The organism is Streptococcus oralis (assembly GCF_004127215.1).
Taxonomy (GTDB): domain Bacteria; phylum Bacillota; class Bacilli; order Lactobacillales; family Streptococcaceae; genus Streptococcus; species Streptococcus oralis_BD.
The window spans coordinates 32,505-52,204 of record NZ_QEWJ01000006.1; the positions used below are offsets into that span (position 1 = coordinate 32,505).

A 19,700-nucleotide genomic window follows, 5' to 3' on the forward strand; every position below is an offset into this window, starting at 1 on the left:
ATAATATTCTCGATAAATCAGAAAAGTAGTTATTTTTGATCTTCAGAGAGCCTGTGGTGATTGTGAACAGGTGGTTGGAAGTAGTGAAAGTGGGCTGATTTAAAAAATGAATTTGAAACAATAAAAATTCGGTGCGCACACCTTACAGTGCAACTTGTTGTTAGACAAGGCAGAGATGTAAAGGGGAATAATCCCTTTATAATTGAGGTGGCACCGCGTTACCAACGCCCTCACACGGAAGTAGATTCTGTGTGTGGGCTTTTTTCATATCTTGAAATCAATACAAAAAGAGGAAAAAATTATGACAACTAAAGGTTATTTTGGACAATTTGGTGGTAGTTTTGTACCGGAGCCGATTCAGGCTTTGTTGGATGAGTTGGAAGTGACATTTGACAAGTACAAGGATGATCCAGAATTTTTGGCAGAATTTCGCCATTACTTGAAGGATTATTCAGGTCGCGAAACACCGCTTTATTTTGCGGAAAGTTTGACAGATCACCTAGGTGGCGCTAAGATTTATCTCAAGCGCGAAGACCTTAACCATCTGGGTTCTCACAAGCTCAATAACGTTTTAGGGCAAATTCTTCTTGCTAAACGTATGGGGAAAAAACGAGTTATCGCAGAAACAGGTGCTGGTCAGCATGGTGTGGCGACTGCAGCTGCTGCAGCCAAGTTTGGTATGGCCTGTGATGTCTACATGGGGGCAGAAGATGTGGAACGTCAACGTCTCAATGTTTTCCGTATGGAGATGATGGGAGCAACTGTGCACGCAGTTGAAACAGGCACTCGTACACTCAAAGATGCGGTTGATGCAGCCTTTGGAGCATGGATGAATGACCTTGAAGCCTTCTATGTTTTAGGATCTGCTGTGGGACCTCATCCATATCCAACCATTGTTCATGAGTTCCAAAAGGTCATCAGTGAAGAATCTCGCCGTCAAATTTTGGAAAAAGAAGGACGCTTGCCAGACTACGTTATTGCCTGTGTAGGTGGTGGTTCCAATGCCATCGGTGCTTTTTCACAGTATGTGGCTGATGAAGAAGTTAAATTAGTTGGGGTCGAAGCCGCTGGTCATGGACTTGATACAGACAAGCACGCAGCTACCATGACAAAAGGTAGTGTCGGAATTGTCGACGGAATGAAGACCTATGCTGTCTTTAAAGAAGATGGAGAGTTGGCGCCAGTTTACTCTATCTCAGCTGGTTTGGACTATCCAGGCGTTGGCCCAGAACACGCCTACTTTAAAGATTCAGGTCGCGTGGAATATGTGGCAGCGACGGATGAAGAAGCTGTCCAAGCCCTGCTCCTTCTCAGCAAGACAGAAGGGATTATCCCAGCGATTGAAAGTTCGCATGCCATCGCAGAAGCGGTCAAACGTGCACCGAAACTAAGTAAAGATGAGATTATCATCATCAATGTCTCTGGTCGTGGAGACAAGGACGTAGCTGCGATTGCAGACTACCTAGAAGCTAAAAAATAATAGATGGAAAAATTACAGTCCTTTCTCTCACAGAGAGCTTGTGGTTGCTGGAAACAAGCAGAGAAAGCTGTAAGGTTGGGTCCATCTGAAACGAGAGGAGAAAACATAATTCTCAAGGGAGTGCCCTTTATCGCACAGCCTGTTACAAGAGGTATCTGAGACAGGAATGAGAGATAGGAGAAATCCTATAATTGAGGTGGCACCGCGAATTTCGTCCTCACGCAAGTTAGTTTGCGTGAGGATTTTTTATATAGTCACCACGAACTAGAATTGAAAGGGAAATTACAATGGAACGAATCATTCATGGAGATGTCTTATCGCCAATCTTGGCTTATATGCGCCTAAAGGGGCAACACAAGGTTATCTTAGAGAGTATTCCGAGAGACAAGGAAACAGCTCGTTTTTCTATCCTAGCCTATAATCCAGTTTTTGAGATTAAGTTTGAAAATGGAGTTCTTTATCAAAATGGGCAAGTGATTGATCGTGATCCCTTGGATTTCCTTTATGAAGTTACTCATAAGAGCCAACATCATTCAGACCTACCTTTTGGTGGGGGAGCCATTGGTTTTGTGGGTTACGATATGATTTCGCTTTATGAAGAAATTGGTCAAATTCCTGAGGATACAATTGGGACGCCAGACATGCATTTCTTTGTCTATGAGAGTTACATGGTCTTTGACCACAAGAAGGAAAAAATCCATGTCATAGAGGATGCACTTTATAATGAGCGCAGTCAAGAAGACTTAGAAAAAGCCTTGAATCAAGTGCTTGAGGAATTACGCATTCCTGCTCCAAATGAATTTGAAGACTTGGATCTATCACCACTTGACTTCAAACCCCATATCGTTCCTCAGAAGTTTGAGGAAATGGTGGAAAGGGCTCGTGACTTGATTCGTAACGGCGATATGTTCCAATGCGTGCTCAGTCAGCGTTTCTCAGCAGAGATTACTGGAAATTCATTTGACTTCTACAGAAATCTTCGCGTGACCAATCCATCTAATTACCTTTATTTCTATGATTTTGGGGATTATCAAATCATCGGTGCCAGTCCTGAAAGTTTGGTTTCTGTCAAAAATGGCATCGTGACAACCAATCCGATTGCCGGTACACGACCAAGAGGAGCTACGGATGAAGAAGACAAGGCCTTGGCGACAGACTTGCTTTCGGATGAGAAGGAAACAGCAGAACATCGGATGTTGGTAGACTTGGGTCGTAACGATGTTGGCCGCATCTCTGAAACGGCCAGTGTCCAAGTTACCAAGTATATGGAAGTGGAGCTCTTCCGCTACGTTATGCATTTGACCAGTGTTGTGAAAGGACGGTTGCTTCCAGAACTCACTGCCATGGATGCCTTGAAAGCTACACTTCCAGCTGGAACAGTTTCAGGAGCTCCAAAGATTCGAGCTATGAGACGCATCTATGAACTGGAAATGGAAAAACGGGGCGTATACGCAGGAGCAATCGGCTACTTGTCTGCGACGGGTGATATGGATTTGGCCATTGCCATCCGAACGATGATTCTCAAAAAACAAAGAGCCTATGTGCAGGCTGGGGCAGGGATTGTCTACGACTCTATCGCCCAAAACGAATACCAAGAAACCATTAACAAAGCAAAATCTATGACTAGAATTGGAGAACTAAGACCATGATTTTATTGATTGATAACTATGATTCCTTTACCTATAACTTAGCCCAATACATTGGGAACTTTGCTGAGGTACAGGTCTTGAGAAATGATGACCCCAAGCTGTATGAAGAAGCTGAAAAAGCAGATGGTCTGGTCTTTTCTCCTGGTCCCGGTTGGCCAGTTGATGCTGGTAAGATGGAGGACATGATTCGTTACTTTGCTGGCAAGAAGCCAATTCTTGGGATTTGTTTGGGTCATCAAGCTATCGCAGAAGTCTTTGGCGGTAAACTAGGTTTGGCTCCCAAAGTCATGCATGGGAAACAGAGCAATATCAGCTTTGAAGCGCCATCTGTTTTGTATCAAGGCATTGAGGATGGCCGTCCGGTCATGCGTTACCACAGTATCTTGATTGAAGAAATGCCAGAAGACTTTGAAGTGACAGCCCGTTCGACCGATGACCAAGCCATTATGGGAATTCAACACAAAAGCCTTCCAATTTATGGTTTCCAATACCATCCAGAGAGTATAGGAACGCCAGATGGCTTGTCTTCTATTCGGAATTTTATCGAGAAGGTTGTAAAGTGAGGAAACTAGGATGAAAGAGATTATCGAAAAACTAGCAAAATTTGAAAATTTGACAGGTGTGGAAATGACGGATGTCATTGAGCGTATCGTAACTGGCCGTGTAACCGAAGCACAGATTGCTTCTCTTCTCTTGGCACTTAAGATGAAGGGAGAAACACCAGAAGAACGCACTGCCATTGCCCAAGTCATGAGAGGACATGCCCAACACATTCCAACTGAAATTCATGATGCTATGGACAACTGTGGTACAGGTGGGGACAAGTCCTTCAGTTTTAACATCTCTACGACGGCAGCCTTTGTATTGGCTGGTGGTGGTGTTCACATGGCCAAACACGGTAACCGCTCGATTTCTTCCAAATCTGGTTCTGCAGATGTCCTTCAAGCCTTGGGTATCAACCTAGATCTCAAACCAGCTGAACTAGGTAAGGTCTTTGATAAAACTGGAATCGTCTTTCTCTTTGCCAAAAATATGCACCCAGCTATGAAATACATCATGCCAGCTCGTTTGGAATTGGGAATTCCAACGATCATGAACTTGACTGGTCCACTGATTCACCCAATGGCTTTGGAAACACAGCTTCTTGGTATTAGTCGTCCAGAACTGCTAGAAAGTACCGCTCAGGTTTTGAAAAATATGGGTCGCAAACGTGCCATCGTGGTTGCTGGACCAGAAGGGCTAGATGAAGCTGGCTTGAACGGAACAACCAAGATTGCTCTTCTTGAAAATGGTGAAATCACTTTGTCAAGCTTCACTCCAGAGGATTTGGGGATGGAAGGCTACGCTATCGAAGATATTCGTGGAGGAAATGCTCAGGAAAATGCAGAAATTTTGCTCAGTGTTCTCAAGAACGAACCAAGTCCATTCTTGGAAACTACAGTCTTAAATGCTGGTCTTGGTTTCTATGCTAATGGTAAGGTTGATAGTATTAAAGAAGGTGTTGCCTTGGCTCGTCAAGTGATTGCTAGTGGCAAGGCCCTTGAAAAACTCAGACTGTTACAGGAGTACCAAAAATGAGTCAGGAATTTTTAGCACGAATCTTGGAGCAGAAGGCGCGTGAAGTCGAGCAAATGGCGCTGGAGGAAGTCCAGCCCCTGCGCCAGACCTATCGCTTAGCAGAATTTTTAAAGAATCACCAGGACAGATTACAGGTAATTGCTGAGGTCAAGAAAGCTAGCCCTAGTCTGGGAGATATCAATCTAGATGTGGATATTGTGCAACAGGCCCAGACTTATGAAGCAAACGGCGCAGTGATGATTTCAGTTTTGACAGATGAGATTTTCTTTAAAGGGCATTTGGATTATCTGCGTGAGATTTCCAGTCAGGTAGGAATTCCGATGCTCAACAAGGACTTTATCATCGATGAAAAGCAAATCATCCGAGCTCGTAATGCAGGGGCGACAGTTATCTTGCTCATCGTCGCTGCCTTGTCAGAAGAACGTCTCAAGGAACTTTACGACTACGCGACAGAGCTTGGACTGGAAGTCTTGGTAGAGACTCACAATCTAGCTGAGCTGGAAGTGGCCCACAGACTTGGTGCTGAGATTATTGGGGTCAATAACCGCAATTTGACCACCTTTGAAGTCGACTTACAGACCAGTGTAGACTTGGCACAATACTTCAAGGACGATTGCTTCTACATTTCCGAATCTGCTATTTTCACAAGTCAGGATGCGGAACGACTAGCACCATACTTTAACGGAATTTTGGTAGGGACAGCTCTTATGCAGGCAGGGGATGTGGCTCAAAGAATCAAGGAGTTGCAGATTGACAAAGGTTAAGATTTGTGGACTATCGACCAAAGAAGCGGTAGAGACAGCCGTATCAGCAGGGGCGGATTACATCGGTTTTGTCCTCGCACCTAGTAAAAGGCAGGTGACCTTGGAAGAGGCTACAGAGCTGGCAAAGCTCATTCCTGTCAACATTAAAAAGGTTGGTGTATTTGTTTCACCAAGTCGAGCAGATCTGCTAAAAGCGATTGACAAAGTTGGCTTGGACTTGGTTCAAGTTCACGGTCAGGTAGCAGATGATTTGTTAGAGGATTTGCCTTGTGCCAGCATTCAGGCTGTGCAGGTTGACGGAAATGGTCATGTCCCTCATTCTCGGGCAGATTATTTACTCTTTGATGCCCCTGTTGCTGGGAGTGGCCAGACCTTTGACTGGGGTCAACTGGATACGACAGGACTAGCTCAGCCCTTCTTTATCGCAGGTGGGCTTAATGAAGACAATGTAGTAAAAGCAATTCAACACTTTACTCCCTATGCAGTAGATGTATCAAGCGGAGTGGAGACAGATGGACAGAAAGATCAGGAAAAGATTAGAAGATTTATAGAGAGGGCAAAGAATGGCATATCAAGAACCAAATAAAGATGGATTTTACGGAAAATTCGGCGGACGTTTCGTCCCAGAAACATTGATGACAGCAGTTTTGGAGTTGGAAAAGGCCTACTGTGAAAGTCAGGCGGACCCAAGTTTCCAAGAGGAATTGAACCAGCTCTTACGTCAGTACGTAGGACGTGAAACTCCTCTTTACTATGCAAAAAACTTGACCCAGCATATCGGTGGCGCCAAGATCTATCTCAAACGGGAAGACCTCAACCATACAGGGGCCCACAAGATTAACAATGCCTTGGGACAGGTTCTTCTGGCTAAACGCATGGGCAAAAATAAAATTATTGCTGAAACTGGTGCTGGTCAGCACGGTGTGGCAACTGCAACAGCTGCAGCCCTCTTTAACATGGAATGTACCATCTATATGGGTGAGGAAGATGTCAAACGCCAAGCCCTCAATGTCTTCCGTATGGAGCTTTTGGGAGCCAAGGTTGAGGCCGTGACAGATGGTTCGCGCGTGCTCAAGGACGCGGTCAATGCGGCCCTTCGTTCATGGGTGGCAAATATCGATGATACCCACTATATCCTTGGTTCTGCCTTGGGACCTCATCCTTTCCCAGAAATCGTTCGTGATTTCCAAAGTGTCATTGGCCGAGAGGCTAAACAACAATACCGTGACTTAACAGGGCAAGATTTACCAGATGCCCTAGTAGCCTGTGTTGGTGGTGGGTCGAATGCTATCGGGCTCTTCCATCCATTTGTAGAAGATGAGTCAGTAGCAATGTATGGGGCTGAAGCAGCAGGACTTGGTGTGGATACAGAGCATCACGCAGCGACCTTGACCAAGGGTCGTCCGGGTGTCCTTCACGGTTCCCTCATGGATGTTCTCCAAGATGCTCATGGTCAAATTCTTGAAGCTTTCTCTATCTCAGCAGGTTTGGACTATCCTGGTATCGGTCCAGAACATTCTCACTACCACGATATCAAACGTGCCAGCTATGTTCCTGTGACAGACGAGGAAGCTTTGGAAGGATTCCAACTCTTGTCTCGCGTGGAAGGGATTATTCCAGCCTTGGAATCTAGCCACGCCATCGCTTTTGCAGTGAAATTGGCCAAAGAACTTGGTCCAGACAAGTCTATGATTGTCTGTCTATCAGGTCGTGGGGACAAGGATGTAGTTCAAGTCAAAGACCGTTTGGAAGCAGACGCAACAAAGAAGGGAGAAGCTCATGCCTAAGACACTAACAGAAAAATTGAACGCTATCAAAGCAACCGGAAAAGGAATTTTCGTTCCCTATATCATGGCTGGGGACCATGAGAAAGGATTAGATGGTCTTGGTGAAACAATCCACTTTTTAGAAGATTTGGGTGTTTCAGCTATTGAAGTGGGCATTCCCTTTTCAGACCCTGTTGCAGATGGACCTGTAATCGAAGAAGCAGGCTTGCGCAGTCTAGCTCATGGGACTTCTACCCAGGCTTTGGTTGAAACCTTGAAAACCATTCAAACAGAAGTTCCGCTTGTCATCATGACCTACTTCAACCCCCTCTTTCAGTACGGTGTGGACAAATTTATCAAAGATCTGGCAGATACAGCGGTCAAGGGCTTGATTATCCCAGACCTGCCTCATGAGCATGCCAACTTTGTAGAGCCATTTTTGGTAGACACAGATATCGCCTTGATTCCCCTAGTTAGTTTGACCACAGGACTTGAGCGCCAAAAAGAGTTGATCAAGGGGGCTGAAGGATTCGTCTATGCCGTTGCTGTCAATGGGGTGACAGGGAAATCAGGAAATTACCGTGCAGACTTGGACAAGCACTTGGCGCAATTGCATCAAGTAGCTGACATCCCAGTCTTGACAGGTTTTGGTGTGTCTAGCCAGGCTGATGTAGAGCGCTTCAATGCGGTGTCAGATGGCGTTATCGTCGGTTCGAAAATTGTAAAAGCTCTCCACCAAGGAGAGCCGATTGAGGACTTTATCAAACAAGCAGTAGCTTACCAAAAATAATAACATAAGTAGCAAGTAAGAGGAAAGGCACAAAAGGAAGTCCTTCCTTTTTCTTTTGAGGGTATAAGTTCATGAATGACAGTTGAATATTAGTTTGGGTATTGCTTATGAATGGTATCTATATAGTTGGTGAAATGTTTCAGGAAATGCTTAGGAGATATAACAGTGATGTATTTTCCAAAAGCAAGCAAGGTATTGTATCCCCAATCATTGTCGTTTAACGGATAAGTAATCTCGTAAATATCGCTATTAATAGGTTTTATTGCATTATAGCCTAAGAGTTCCACAAATCGATCAAGAACAATTTTCTGGACATGCAGGATGACAGGTACTTTGTTTTCATTCATCCAAGCACCACCATCATAGGGAAGTGGTGTAAAATGTCTTTTTGAAAAAGTATCGGAGAGAGTAAGTTCACTAATTCTAGCAACTTTAAAAACAGAAAAACGCGCTTTATCAGTATCGTAGGCATCCATATACCAACTCCGGTCCTTATAGACAATACGGTAAGGCTCACAATTTTTTTGACTCACCAGTCCTTGTGAATTAATATAGGAAAATTTTATTTTTACTCTACCTCTGATAGCTTCCAATAACTTAAAAATCAAAGTTCGTATTTCCAGGTTCCCTTGAGATAGAGATAAATCAATTTCGAAATCAGAGTATGTATTGGCAGCATTTAATTTCAATATAGCATTGAAAGTAGAGGCATCTTCCAATACTTGATAACGGCTTTTTAAACCAGATTCGATCGAAAGCCGTTCGGATTGGGTCAGGGGAGGTTTGTCAGTTTGGAAGTCTTCCATAAGAAAAATGCCTCCATTTTTTCCTTTCATTACATAGAGAGGAATGCCTGCAAGAGATAAATCATCAATATCTCTCATAATAGTTCGTGTGCTGACTTTAAAAAGTTCTGATAATTCTTTAGCTGTTGTTTTTCGTTTATTTACTAAATGAGAAATAATCCCCATTTGACGGTCAATTTTCATAATTTTCTCCTTAAATATGACAGATAGTTGTCATATTACTTTTGTTATGATTATACCATAAAGAAAGGAGTTCATATAATGAAACATCAAACTAAACCATCGTTTACCTTAGTTGGCAAGAGTATTTTGATAGAAGGAACTACAGTTCATGAACATCACTATTCTAAAGAGAAAACGGCATTCTATACTCAGTTATTTAAAGAAGGAATGCTAGGAAAATTGATGCCCCATTCCATAGATAAAAGAGGCTATGCTTTGATAGTTCCTCATAAAGATGGTATACAATACTACGCAGGAGTTGCGGCAAATAATGCTGTGGCAGGTTACGAAAGCATTCTTGTCCCAGAGAAAGATTATTTAGTAAGCTCAGCCAGTGGTGATAAATCAAGACTCTTGTTTGATAAATTGGAGGATAACTTTTTTGAGGGAGAATATAGCTCGCTTTACAATGATGGAATTATCTTAGAAATACTTTTAAACGGTAATCCCATGGATGCAGAAGTTGAGCTTTGGGTTCCCAATTCAACAAACTAATAAGAACTGATAGAAAACTATTATAGTCGCAGCAAGTAAGAGGAAAGGCACGAAAGGAAGTCTTTCCTTTTTCTTTTGCGAAAGAAAGGCTAAAATCCCTGCCGCAGAAGCGAACTGAATCAAGATGAGTAATTCTGTCGCGCTAAAGACGAGAGCACAAGAAGCCAGAAAGAGAAAATCCCCTGCGCCCATGCGGATATCGAAAAAATGAGCCAAGATTCCGAGGGCAAGGAAGAAGACCATGACCAGATTCCAACCAGAGCAGGCCATGAGGATTAGGTGGAAAGTCATCCAGACCAGTAAGGGATATTCCTGATGGCGAAAGTCATAGATGCCCAAGGTCAAGCCAGTAGTGATTAGAATGACTTGCCCCGAGGAAAGAAAGCCCCAAGACCAAGACAGAAAGAGGAATCCCAAGCCCAATTCAAATAGGGCATACCAGACAGGATAGCGAACCTTGCAGTAGCGACAGCGAAAGCGATTAACCACCTGCGAAAGGATAGGAATCAAATCTAGCGGACGCAAGCGAGTCTGACAGGAATCGCAGTGGCTAGCTGGTCGAATAATGGATTGCTCAGGAAAACGGTCAATGACCAAACCTAGAAAGGAAGCGAGAATACTCCCGACAAGAAAAAAATAAAGATCAATCATACTTATCTATTCGTAAAAAATAGGAGAAGTGGTATAATGGAGAAACATAGATAAGATAGTGAGGTCAAGATGACAATTCGTTTTGAAGAAAATGTGAGCACAGAAAATGCTCAGCTCGTATGCCAATGGTCCAACTCCCTTGGCAAATCCTTTCAAGAACAATGGATGGGAACAATGATTCCTTTTCCCTTAACAATTCAAATCTTGCAAGATTTGGAAGGAATCTTTTCAATCTTTGATGGACAAGAGTTTGTGGGGCTTATCCAGAAAATCAGGCTAGAAGAGAGAAATCTTCATATCGGGAGATTTTTTATCAATCCCCAGAAGCAGGGGCAGGGCTTAGGTAGCCAGGCTTTAAGGAAATTTGTTAGTTTGGCCTTTGAAAATGAAGACATAGATACTGTCTCTCTAAATGTCTACGAGGCAAATCAAACAGCTTACAATCTTTACCAAAAAGCAGGATTTGAAATCGTTCAAATGGTTGAAGTACCTATACGAAAATACATCATGAAAAAGGGTAGATAGCAGACGAAGAAGATGGGGAAAACAGCTTTAAAATCAAAAAACGCATAATATCAGGTATTAAAAAACTTGATACTATGCGTTTTGTCATAGAGAGATTTACTGGATTTTCTCCTCAACTTGAGTTGATATCTAACTTCTCTTTCTATTAACGATTTTTCCAAGCTTGGTAGCGGGTGTCAATCAAGAGTTGAGTTAGGCGTCCCATGGTTTCTCTTTCTTCGGGAGTGAGGGACTGGGCTTGGACAAAGAGATGGTGAATGTGTTCAATGACCTTGAAGGAAGAAAGATCGTTGATGGAGGAGATGCCTGCATCAAGAATGATTCCGAAAAAGAGGTCGAAGTAGAGTTGCAGTTCCGTATCAGGAACTGTCTCAACCCATTCCTTGAAAGTAGTATCGACTTGCTGGCTGTCACTATTGGTCTCATCCAGTTGGACAAAGTGTTTGTCTGCAACCTGCCAACTAAAGGTGTCGTGCTGGGCAATACCACCTAGGGCAGTGCTTCGAACGACGATTTTTTTATCAGGAATTTCTAGCATCATCCCGATGATAGACCCTTGTGGGACAAATACTTTTGTTCTTTCCATCATGTTTTGATAGCCAGCTTTTTTGGTTAGTTCCTTGTGAAGTCCAGGCGCATCAAAAGTATAGACAGAGACAATGCTTTTTTGTAAGAGTGGGTCGAGTTGACTGGCAGCATAGACAGCTAAATTGCCCCCTTTTGAGTGTCCTGCTAGGATAACCTTTTGGTTGGGGTGTTGAGCAAAAAAATTCTCTAAATACTGGAGGGCATGTTTTTGAGCAGGGATTTCCTTCATATAGGTCATATGGAAATCTTCTTTCCAACCGATGATGCTATCATCAGTTCCACGAAAGACAAGCAAATAGGTATCGAGACTGATACGATAAGTCATGGCTGCGAACTGTTTTTGCAATTCAGGATCGATATCATTGATAAAGTCTGAGAGCTTGCAATTTTTAAAGCGTTTGTGTTGAGCGAGCTGATCTAATAACTGGAGGCGGTTCTTATTGGTCAGCATAGTCGTGTCTCTAGGGATTTGAGATGCAAGATCTATGAGACGCTTTGGTTCTTGAGTGACTACATTATCAAAAGCAAGGTAGGTTAATTCAGTAAGGGCAAGAACATCTAACTCATTCACGGGGAGGTCATAAAAGGAATCGTATGCTACATCATTTAAGTAGTCAAAAATATTAGCCATAAAAGCTCCTTTCTCTATGTTTATCCTACCACATTTACCTAGAATTAGCTAGTGGGCTTGTTAGAATGACCTAGTAGGGTTTGATTGAAATACATAGAAGACAGGCTGCTCCTATTTCAAACCTCTAAACGAGCTTACTTGTATGTTTTTGCTATCGATTCCATTTTCCTTTAAAAAATTCTTCATCTCATTTACATCATCAGGCTGTCCTGTGATAAGATAGCTAGCTTGATTGCCGTATTCATCAATAGCACGTTTTAAAAATTCTTGACTTTGAGAAAAATCATCGTTAGTTTTATAAGTAAAATTCGGTGTGTTTTGAGCTAGTTCTTTCATCTCTTTATCAAAAATAGTTACTCCTTTGTCAAAATGGTTGAGAATAATTGGTGCTTTACCAGCCCATTCTTTGATAAGGGGGCGTAGAGCAGAAATACCAACATCAGATGCAAAGCAAACTAGTGGCTGATTCGTATCTTTAACGGTTAAAGAGGAATCAAGCCAACTCATCTCAATCTCACTGCCAGTCGGTAAATGTGTCAAGGTTTCCTTAAAGTGGCTACCACTATTATGCGTTAAAATGAGGATTTCATCTTCATCAGGTGTGGAGGCAATGGTTAGCCATCGACTGGTCTGCTCTCCCTTAGCTTCGTTTTTCCTAGTAGCGGACGAGGTATCAGGGAGTGTAAACTTAGCATAAGCCCCAGCTTTCCAGATTTGATGACTCGGTTTTGTGATATGAATTACATATAGATCTCCGCTGGGGTTTTCGATGGATTTTATCGATAATGTCTGGTTTCGTCCAAGATAAGCGATGGCACCCCAAGTTATAATACATAGCGCTCCAAGTGTTGATAGAATGATAATAAACATTTTTTTACCTCTTTTCATTTTTTATGACTCCTGTTCTTAATTTTATGAATGAACTAAAAAAATAATTCATTCATATTTTTTTAAAAAATAAAGAAATCCATTCTTTATTTTAGAACTCCTTTAATGAAGTTGGTTGCAAGTATTTCAACAGTTTTGCCAATATCTGGAAAATCTTTTTCCGTGATATGCATATCCATATAGTAAAACAGATTATAAACCTGTAAAATATCTTGAATCTTTTCTGGCGAGTACCCTTCAGCCTGCATGCGATTTGTAAAAGTTTTAACTAGAAACTGATGAAAAGGATTTGCGACTTTGCCTTCTTCCGAGGAATAGTAGCTGTGTAACTCATCTGCGATGGAAGGATTGTACCATTCTGCAAGGATTTTATTGGAAGAAACGAGAGTTCTGGACTGAGCAAATAGTTGACCAATGAGGTCAATCATGTCAATTTCCCAATCCAGTTCTTCGATCATAGCTTGGCGAACACGGTTGTTTTCATCTATATAGATGTCTAGAAAAATGGCTTCTTTACTCTCGTAATAGTTATAAAAAGAACCAACTGCAACACCAGCTTGCCTAGCAATTTCTGAAATACCTGTTGCCTTGTAACCTTTTTTCGAAAAAACTTCATAGGCTGCTGTCTTTAAAGATTGTTTTTTGTCCAATAGGATTTAACCTCCTTTGCTTCATGAATGAATAAATTTATTAGTTCATTCATATTCTAACAAATCATGGCTAGCTTGTCAATAAGAAGGCTAGATCTGTTAAATAAGTTAAAGAAACGCTAACAAAATGAGCACAAAAAGGAAAATATAGGATAAGGCTGGAACTATAATTAAAAATAAGGTATGATATCAGTGAGAATGTTCTCTATTTAGCATCTGTTTTCTGATCTGAATTTGGGAAATAGGCTGCTAAACAGTATGAGATACTGATCCGTAAATCTGATATGAAGGGTTTTGATACTTTGAGAAATAACAAAGGAGGAGCGCATGCACAAGATTTTACTAGTAGAAGATGACCAAGTTATTCGGCAACAAGTGGGGAAACTGCTCTCTGAGTGGGGTTTTGAGGTCGTTTTGGTAGAAGATTTTATGGAAGTATTGAGCCTTTTTGTTCAGTCAGAACCTCATTTGGTCCTCATGGATATTGGTCTGCCTCTTTTTAATGGTTACCACTGGTGTCAGGAGATTCGCAAGATTTCCAAGGTACCCATCATGTTTTTGTCTTCGAGAGATCAGGCTATGGATATCGTCATGGCAATCAATATGGGAGCGGATGACTTTGTAACTAAGCCTTTTGACCAGCAGGTCCTCCTTGCCAAAGTTCAGGGTCTGTTGCGCCGTTCCTATGAGTTTGGGCGGGATGAAAGTTTGCTAGAGTATGCAGGTGTGATCCTCAATACCAAGTCTATGGACCTGCACTATCAGGGGGAAGTTCTGAGTTTGACCAAGAATGAATTTCAAATTTTGCGAGTCTTGTTTGAACATGCTGGCAATATCGTGGCGCGTGATGACCTGATGCGGGAACTCTGGAATAGCGACTTTTTCATCGATGACAATACCTTGTCTGTCAATGTTGCTCGCCTGCGTAAAAAGTTGGAGGAACAAGGATTGGCAGGCTTTATCGAAACCAAGAAAGGGATAGGATACGGACTGAAACATGCTTGATTGGAAATCATTTTTTCTAGCCTATCTGCGTTCTCGCAGTCGCATCTTTGTCTATATTTTTTCATTAGGCTTTCTCGTCCTTCTCTTTCAGTTTTTATTTGCTAGTCTAGGAACTTATTTTCTTTATTTCTTTCTGCTCAGTAGTTTTTTGACCTTCTTATTTTGGGCTTGGGATATATTTGCAGAAGCTCAGGTTTACCGGCAGGAAATACTCTATGCTGAGAGAGACCCCAAGTCTCCTCTGGAATGTGCGCTAGTAGAAAAGCTCGAAGAGCGTGAATCTGAATTGTATCAAAAGAAGTCGGAAGCGCAGAGCAAGCTGACGGATTTGCTGGACTACTACACCTTGTGGGTTCATCAGATCAAGACCCCCATTGCAGCGAGTCGTCTCTTGGTAGCAGAAGTCTCTGATCGGGAGGTCAAGCAGCAACTGGAACAGGAAATCTTTAAGATTGACTCCTATACCAATCTGGTGTTGCAGTATCTTCGTTTGGAAAGTTTCCACGATGACTTGGTATTTGAAAAGGTTCAAGTGGAGGATTTGGTGAAGGAAGTGGTTCGCAAGTATGCCCTTTTCTTTATCCAAAAAGGACTGACGCTCAATCTCCATGACCTTGACAAAATCATCGTGACCGATAAGAAGTGGCTGTTGATCGTCATTGAACAAATCCTCTCAAACAGTCTCAAGTACACCAAGGAAGGTGGGTTAGAGATCTATATGGAAGGTCAGGAGCTCTGTATCAAGGATACGGGAATCGGGATTAAAAACAGTGATGTTCTCCGAGTCTTTGAACGTGGGTTTTCAGGCTACAATGGTCGTTTGACTCAGCAGTCATCTGGCCTTGGTCTTTACTTATCTAAGAAAATTTCTGAAGAACTGGGCCACCAGATTCGCATCGAGTCTGAGGTTGGAAAAGGAACAACAGTACGCATCAAGTTTTCCAATAGGAATCTGATGATTGAGTGAGGATAATAGATAAGAGCCCAGGATAAGACAACTGGGCTTTTTTATCTTTAACTGTGTATCCTAGTACACTATTTGCTTGGGCGTTTCCGGTTAAAAAATAAAAATCAACCAGACTTTGTGAAAGGTCATCTACAAAATCAAGCTATTCTTTTAACATCAGACTATAATTATCTAGTCGCATCCAATCTTCAATCCTTCCTAAGAACTGGGTTCAACATCAAAATGCAGAAATTACTAGTGAACTCGCTGGTGGGATGGATGTGACTGTAAGCAAAGAGGGACAGTTGAAACTAGCTGATGATTATTCAGACTGTCTTAATAAATCGATATTGCGTTTTGAAGTTCAGGCTAGTCCTGTTTACGGCTCTATTCGAGCAAGTACCAGTGAGCAAATCAATGAGATTTTTGGTGCGTTCTTCTTTATCGGTCTCTTCCTATTTACTATTTTTATGGTTGGTGCAGTATTAATTATCCACTATAAACAAATCTCTGAGAGATATGAAGATTGCGAACGCTTTATCATCTTGAAAAAGGTAGGTCCTGATCAAAAGCAGATCAAGCAAACCATTAACAAGCAAATCTTGACCGTTTTCTTTCTTCCTGTAATTTTTGCCTTCCTCCATTTTGCCTTTTCTTATCATATGCCTAGTTTGATTCTCAAGATCATTGAAGTAGTTGATGCGACCATGATGTTAACGATAATCTTATCTATCTGTTAAATTGAGAGATTTCCTCAGAGAAAGACTGTAAAATTTTTGATATAATGTTAGGGATGGACTGACGGATATTTAAAAGATAATGTTCAAAAGAATAACAGGTGAGAAGAAAAATATGTAAGATTGGACAGAAGTATCTCTACCATCATCCATGCAGAAACAAGATTATATGAAATAAAAGGAGTAACTAATGACCGGAAACTATTCAACACGTGAATACCGTGAGAAATTATATGATGATCTTCATGTTCGATTAAGAGATACAGTGATTTTGATGTGTGCGATTTTTATTGCCTCTATCGGCCTAAATATGAATTCAACGGCTGTCATTATTGGAGCCATGCTGATTTCCCCTCTTATGACACCGATTGTTGGACTGGGGTTTGGTTTAGCTATTTTTGATACGCGTTTAATCAAGCAATCTCTAGAGGTTTTATTTACCCAAGTATTGGTTAGCTTGCTTGTCTCGGCTCTGTATTTCTGGATTTCTCCCTTATCTTATGAAAGTAGCGAATTGATTGCACGAACCTCTCCAACAATTTGGGATGTGCTCATTGCTATTGCTGGTGGGATAGCAGGTTTCATTGGTTCAAGGAAAAAAGAAGCAAACAATATCGTACCAGGAGTAGCCATTGCAACAGCTCTGATGCCACCTATCTGCACTGCAGGTTACGGTTTAGCTAATGGAAATGTACGATTTTTATTTGGAGCTCTTTATCTTTTCTTGATCAACTGTGTCTTTATCATGCTAATCAACATTGTTGGAACAAGAATTATGATGAGAAAATCTCCCTTAAGTTCATTTAAAGAGCTAAACATTAAAATGAGAATTGGGTTGATATCCTTGATTGTATTATTGATTCTTCCGGCTAGTTATTCAGCAATTACTTTGACGATAGATCAAGCGCGAAAAGAAGGAATCAAACAGTTTGTAGGAAAAGAGTTCGCCAATCACACGGTCATTAATCAAGTCTACAAATCAAGAAACAATGAGTTGGTCTTGACGGTTGTTGGAGATCCGATTTCAGAAGAAGAATTAGAAACGCTCCACCAAAAACAAGCCTCTTACGGTATTCAATCTGTTCAATTGAAAGTCAATCAAGTTCATAATTCGACAAAATTAGACAGTGATTCGACCAAGGAATTTTATGAAACCATTAACAAGTATATCGATCAAAAACTCTCTGAAAAGGATTCACAAAAAGATCTCGTAAAAGAAAATGAAGCAGACAAGGATTGAGGACAATGAACTGAATCGGTTTTTACGCCGTGTTTTTCTTGTATCTTCCTCTTTCTTACTTATAGCAGGTTGTTTTTGATAAATCTAAGCAACACTAAATGATGAAGTGAAAGGGGATGAATCTTTGATAGTATTCATTTATTGTGAAATATGATATATTTATTAATTAGATGGATGAATACTTCTAGAGTTAAATATAGCATAATAGGGACAGACTTTTTGGTTTATTTTTGTTTGTAGTCGGATTATGAAAGAATATCCAATATTATGCGATAAGATAGAATGTTACAAAAAAGAAAGGGGATGCAATCCGATGAAGAAAGACAGATTAATTGTATTGACAGATGCTGTTCTAGCAATTATTATGACCATCTTGATTTTAGAGTTAGAAAAACCAACAACACCAAGTCTTGAAGCTTTTTGGGATTTACGGCAAAATTTCTTTGCTTGTTTTCTTTCCTTTTTCTGGTTGGGATCGTTATGGATGGCACTAAACACATTATGGGAAAAGGTTGAGAAAATTTCCTCAGAAATTATTTGGTGGAATTTGTTTCTACTCTTGGAGCGGCAGGAGTTCTCTTTGGAGAATTTCATGCCATCCAAGATACCAGTCTGAATGATGTGGTGGACCGGATCTATATAAATGTCAAGGATTTACCGTTTCAGTCCTTGGGAGCTTTAGCTAATATCCTGTCTGATGTTAAGAAGGGACTGATTCAAGACAGTCATATCTGGTCTTTCTTCCAGTCATTTTTCAAACAATATCAGTTGATAATCAGCTTAAATCAGATCTATCAGTTTGTCTATCTTTCTCTGATGGAGATCATGTCCTATCTTCACTTTGATTATTGGAAAAAACGGCTCGGTCAGGAGCTAGTATGAATAAGGAGAACAAATGAGACGTTTAAAAATGTTATGGCATATTATACAGGTTACGGGTTTTACTCGGTTTGCTCTGAGTTTTGTGACCTTTGTTTTTGGGTCAGGAGGCGTGCTTTTCCTAGTTGAACCTGCTATCACAAATTACGGAGACGGTCTTTGGTATGCTTTTGTGACTTCGACGACTGTCGGCTACGGGGATCTCCTAGCTGTGACCTTGATTGGAAGGATTACCAGTGTCTTCTTGACGATTTATGGGCTCATATTTTTTGGCTGTTTATCAGCTGTTATTATTAATTATTATACCGATTTAAATAAGGAAAGAGGAGAGGACAAATGACTGCCAATTATTCAACACGGGAATACCGTGAGAAATTATACGATGACCTTCATGTTCGATTGAGAGATACAGCGATTTTGATGTGTGCAATTTTTATTGCCTCTATCGGTCTAAATATGAATTCAACAGCTGTTATTATTGGAGCCATGTTAATTTCACCTCTCATGACACCGATTGTTGGACTGGGATTCGGTTTAGCTATTTTTGATACGCGTTTAATCAAGCAATCTCTAGAGGTTTTATTGACTCAAGTGTTGGTCAGTTTGCTTGTCTCGACTCTGTATTTCTGGATTTCTCCCTTGTCTTATGCAAGTAGCGAGTTGATCGCACGAACCTCTCCAACCATTTGGGATGTTCTCATTGCTATTGCTGGTGGGATTGCTGGTGTGATCGGTTCAAGGAAAAAAGAAGCAAACAATATCGTGCCAGGAGTAGCCATTGCTACAGCTTTGATGCCGCCTATCTGTACTGCTGGCTATGGTTTAGCTAATGGGAATGTACGATTTTTATTGGGGGCTCTCTATCTTTTCTTGATCAACTGTGTCTTTATCATGCTAGCCAACATTGTTGGAACAAGAATTTTGATGAGAAAATCTCCTTTAACTTCATTTAAAGAGCTGAGCATTAAAATGAGAATTGGCTTGATTTCTTTGATTGTATTGTTGATTCTTCCAGCTAGCTATTCGGCAGTTACTCTGACAATAGAACAAGCGCGCAAAGAAGGGATCAAACAGTTTGTAGGAAAAGAGTTCGCCAATTATACGGTTATTAATCAAGTCTACAAGTCAAGTAACAATGAATTGGTCTTGACGGTTGTTGGAGATCCGATTTCAGAAGAAGAATTAGAAACACTCCACCAAAAACAAGCCTCTTACGGTATTCAATCTGTTCAATTGAAAGTGAATCAAGTTCAGAACTCGCCAACATTAGATAGTGAAGCGACCAAGGAATTTTATGAAAACATTGACAAGTATATTGATCAAAAACTCTCTGAAAAAGATTCACAAAACGATCTCGTAAAAGAAAATGAAGCAGACAAGGATTGAGGATACTGACTTTATCTAACTCAT

General features: G+C 41.1%; 23 protein-coding genes, 1 pseudogene and 2 other annotated features. Of the genes and pseudogenes, 18 read left to right on the top strand and 6 right to left on the bottom strand.

Annotated features, from left to right (window positions below):
* Positions 1-3: 3 nt before the first annotated feature.
* Positions 4-235, top strand: a binding site (T-box leader).
* A 63-nt stretch (positions 236-298) separates the two neighbouring features.
* The 8 genes from trpB (DF216_RS05775) (at position 299) to trpA (ending at position 8,027) form a co-directional block, all read left to right on the top strand.
* Positions 299-1,480 carry a tryptophan synthase subunit beta gene (trpB, locus tag DF216_RS05775; protein ID WP_129326302.1) on the top strand — a complete coding sequence of 394 codons (1,182 nt, stop codon included), beginning with the start codon at positions 299-301 and terminating at the stop codon, positions 1,478-1,480.
* Positions 1,477-1,702, top strand: a binding site (T-box leader). Its footprint overlaps the gene before it by 4 nt.
* A 65-nt stretch (positions 1,703-1,767) precedes the next feature.
* Entirely contained in the window at positions 1,768-3,129 is a 1,362-nt protein-coding gene (gene trpE, locus DF216_RS05780; protein ID WP_129326239.1) for an anthranilate synthase component I, read from the top strand.
* The gene (locus DF216_RS05785) at positions 3,126-3,692 is read left to right on the top strand and encodes an aminodeoxychorismate/anthranilate synthase component II (protein ID WP_129326240.1); all 567 of its coding nucleotides are present in this window, start codon (positions 3,126-3,128) and stop codon (positions 3,690-3,692) included. The genes trpE and DF216_RS05785 overlap by 4 nt, the downstream gene beginning before the upstream one ends.
* 10 nt (positions 3,693-3,702) lie before the next feature.
* Entirely contained in the window at positions 3,703-4,707 is a 1,005-nt protein-coding gene (gene trpD / locus DF216_RS05790; RefSeq protein ID WP_129326241.1) for an anthranilate phosphoribosyltransferase, read from the top strand.
* Complete coding sequence (gene trpC, locus DF216_RS05795; protein WP_129326242.1) at positions 4,704-5,471, top strand: indole-3-glycerol phosphate synthase TrpC; 768 nt, start codon at positions 4,704-4,706, stop codon at positions 5,469-5,471. The genes trpD and trpC overlap by 4 nt, the downstream gene beginning before the upstream one ends.
* Positions 5,458-6,057 (top strand): phosphoribosylanthranilate isomerase, encoded by a 600-nt coding sequence (locus tag DF216_RS05800; RefSeq protein WP_164979008.1) that lies wholly within the window; start codon positions 5,458-5,460, stop codon positions 6,055-6,057. Before trpC ends, DF216_RS05800 begins: the two co-directional genes overlap by 14 nt.
* Positions 6,035-7,258, top strand: a complete 1,224-nt coding sequence (trpB, locus tag DF216_RS05805; RefSeq protein ID WP_129326244.1) for a tryptophan synthase subunit beta — start codon at positions 6,035-6,037, stop codon at positions 7,256-7,258. The genes DF216_RS05800 and trpB (DF216_RS05805) overlap by 23 nt, the downstream gene beginning before the upstream one ends.
* The gene (trpA, locus tag DF216_RS05810) at positions 7,251-8,027 is read left to right on the top strand and encodes a tryptophan synthase subunit alpha (protein ID WP_129326245.1); all 777 of its coding nucleotides are present in this window, start codon (positions 7,251-7,253) and stop codon (positions 8,025-8,027) included. Before trpB (DF216_RS05805) ends, trpA begins: the two co-directional genes overlap by 8 nt.
* Here the strand turns inward: trpA and DF216_RS11180 are convergent.
* A pseudogene (locus DF216_RS11180) lies at positions 7,999-8,085 on the bottom strand (prepilin peptidase); the annotation flags it as partial. The gene trpA and the pseudogene DF216_RS11180 overlap by 29 nt on opposite strands.
* 31 nt (positions 8,086-8,116) lie before the next feature.
* Positions 8,117-9,016: a helix-turn-helix transcriptional regulator gene (locus DF216_RS05815; protein ID WP_129326246.1), complete on the bottom strand. Its 900-nt coding sequence runs from the start codon at positions 9,014-9,016 to the stop codon at positions 8,117-8,119.
* Positions 9,017-9,094: 78 nt separating this feature from the next.
* On the opposite strand from DF216_RS05815, the gene DF216_RS05820 reads away from it, so the two are divergent.
* The gene (locus tag DF216_RS05820; protein ID WP_000682682.1) at positions 9,095-9,550 is read left to right on the top strand and encodes an effector binding domain-containing protein; all 456 of its coding nucleotides are present in this window, start codon (positions 9,095-9,097) and stop codon (positions 9,548-9,550) included.
* Here the strand turns inward: DF216_RS05820 and DF216_RS05825 are convergent.
* The gene (locus tag DF216_RS05825) at positions 9,539-10,201 is read right to left on the bottom strand and encodes a prepilin peptidase (RefSeq protein ID WP_129326247.1); all 663 of its coding nucleotides are present in this window, start codon (positions 10,199-10,201) and stop codon (positions 9,539-9,541) included. The two genes, DF216_RS05820 and DF216_RS05825, sit on opposite strands and share 12 nt — an antisense overlap.
* A gap of 69 nt (positions 10,202-10,270) precedes the next feature.
* On the opposite strand from DF216_RS05825, the gene DF216_RS05830 reads away from it, so the two are divergent.
* Entirely contained in the window at positions 10,271-10,726 is a 456-nt protein-coding gene (locus tag DF216_RS05830) for a GNAT family N-acetyltransferase (RefSeq protein ID WP_129326248.1), read from the top strand.
* A gap of 145 nt (positions 10,727-10,871) precedes the next feature.
* Here DF216_RS05830 and DF216_RS05835 read toward each other — a convergent pair whose 3' ends face one another.
* The 3 genes from DF216_RS05835 to DF216_RS05845 all read right to left on the bottom strand — a co-directional run bounded on the left by DF216_RS05835 (position 10,872) and on the right by DF216_RS05845 (position 13,489).
* Entirely contained in the window at positions 10,872-11,945 is a 1,074-nt protein-coding gene (locus tag DF216_RS05835) for a DUF2974 domain-containing protein (RefSeq protein WP_129326249.1), read from the bottom strand.
* 111 nt (positions 11,946-12,056) lie between these two features.
* The gene (locus DF216_RS05840) at positions 12,057-12,833 is read right to left on the bottom strand and encodes a ferredoxin reductase (protein WP_129326250.1); all 777 of its coding nucleotides are present in this window, start codon (positions 12,831-12,833) and stop codon (positions 12,057-12,059) included.
* Positions 12,834-12,919: 86 nt separating this feature from the next.
* Complete coding sequence (locus tag DF216_RS05845) at positions 12,920-13,489, bottom strand: TetR/AcrR family transcriptional regulator (protein WP_049518895.1); 570 nt, start codon at positions 13,487-13,489, stop codon at positions 12,920-12,922.
* A gap of 321 nt (positions 13,490-13,810) precedes the next feature.
* Between DF216_RS05845 and DF216_RS05850 the strand changes: the two genes are divergently transcribed.
* The 8 genes from DF216_RS05850 to DF216_RS05885 all read left to right on the top strand — a co-directional run bounded on the left by DF216_RS05850 (position 13,811) and on the right by DF216_RS05885 (position 19,676).
* Complete coding sequence (locus tag DF216_RS05850; RefSeq protein WP_000548981.1) at positions 13,811-14,488, top strand: response regulator transcription factor; 678 nt, start codon at positions 13,811-13,813, stop codon at positions 14,486-14,488.
* Entirely contained in the window at positions 14,481-15,455 is a 975-nt protein-coding gene (locus DF216_RS05855; protein WP_129326251.1) for a sensor histidine kinase, read from the top strand. Before DF216_RS05850 ends, DF216_RS05855 begins: the two co-directional genes overlap by 8 nt.
* A 254-nt stretch (positions 15,456-15,709) precedes the next feature.
* Positions 15,710-16,174 (top strand): hypothetical protein, encoded by a 465-nt coding sequence (locus tag DF216_RS05860; RefSeq protein WP_129326252.1) that lies wholly within the window; start codon positions 15,710-15,712, stop codon positions 16,172-16,174.
* A gap of 187 nt (positions 16,175-16,361) precedes the next feature.
* Positions 16,362-17,411 carry a DUF389 domain-containing protein gene (locus DF216_RS05865; RefSeq protein ID WP_000147503.1) on the top strand — a complete coding sequence of 350 codons (1,050 nt, stop codon included), beginning with the start codon at positions 16,362-16,364 and terminating at the stop codon, positions 17,409-17,411.
* Between the two features lie 313 nt (positions 17,412-17,724).
* On the top strand, positions 17,725-18,027 hold the full coding sequence (locus DF216_RS05870; protein ID WP_004240734.1) for a TMEM175 family protein: 303 nt from the start codon (positions 17,725-17,727) through the stop codon (positions 18,025-18,027).
* A complete protein-coding gene (locus DF216_RS05875; protein WP_000397556.1) occupies positions 17,952-18,293 on the top strand; it encodes a hypothetical protein in 342 nt (113 codons plus the stop codon). The genes DF216_RS05870 and DF216_RS05875 overlap by 76 nt, the downstream gene beginning before the upstream one ends.
* A gap of 13 nt (positions 18,294-18,306) precedes the next feature.
* Entirely contained in the window at positions 18,307-18,630 is a 324-nt protein-coding gene (locus tag DF216_RS05880) for a potassium channel family protein (RefSeq protein WP_001253404.1), read from the top strand.
* Complete coding sequence (locus DF216_RS05885; protein ID WP_000126416.1) at positions 18,627-19,676, top strand: DUF389 domain-containing protein; 1,050 nt, start codon at positions 18,627-18,629, stop codon at positions 19,674-19,676. The genes DF216_RS05880 and DF216_RS05885 overlap by 4 nt, the downstream gene beginning before the upstream one ends.
* Positions 19,677-19,700: the final 24 nt, after the last annotated feature.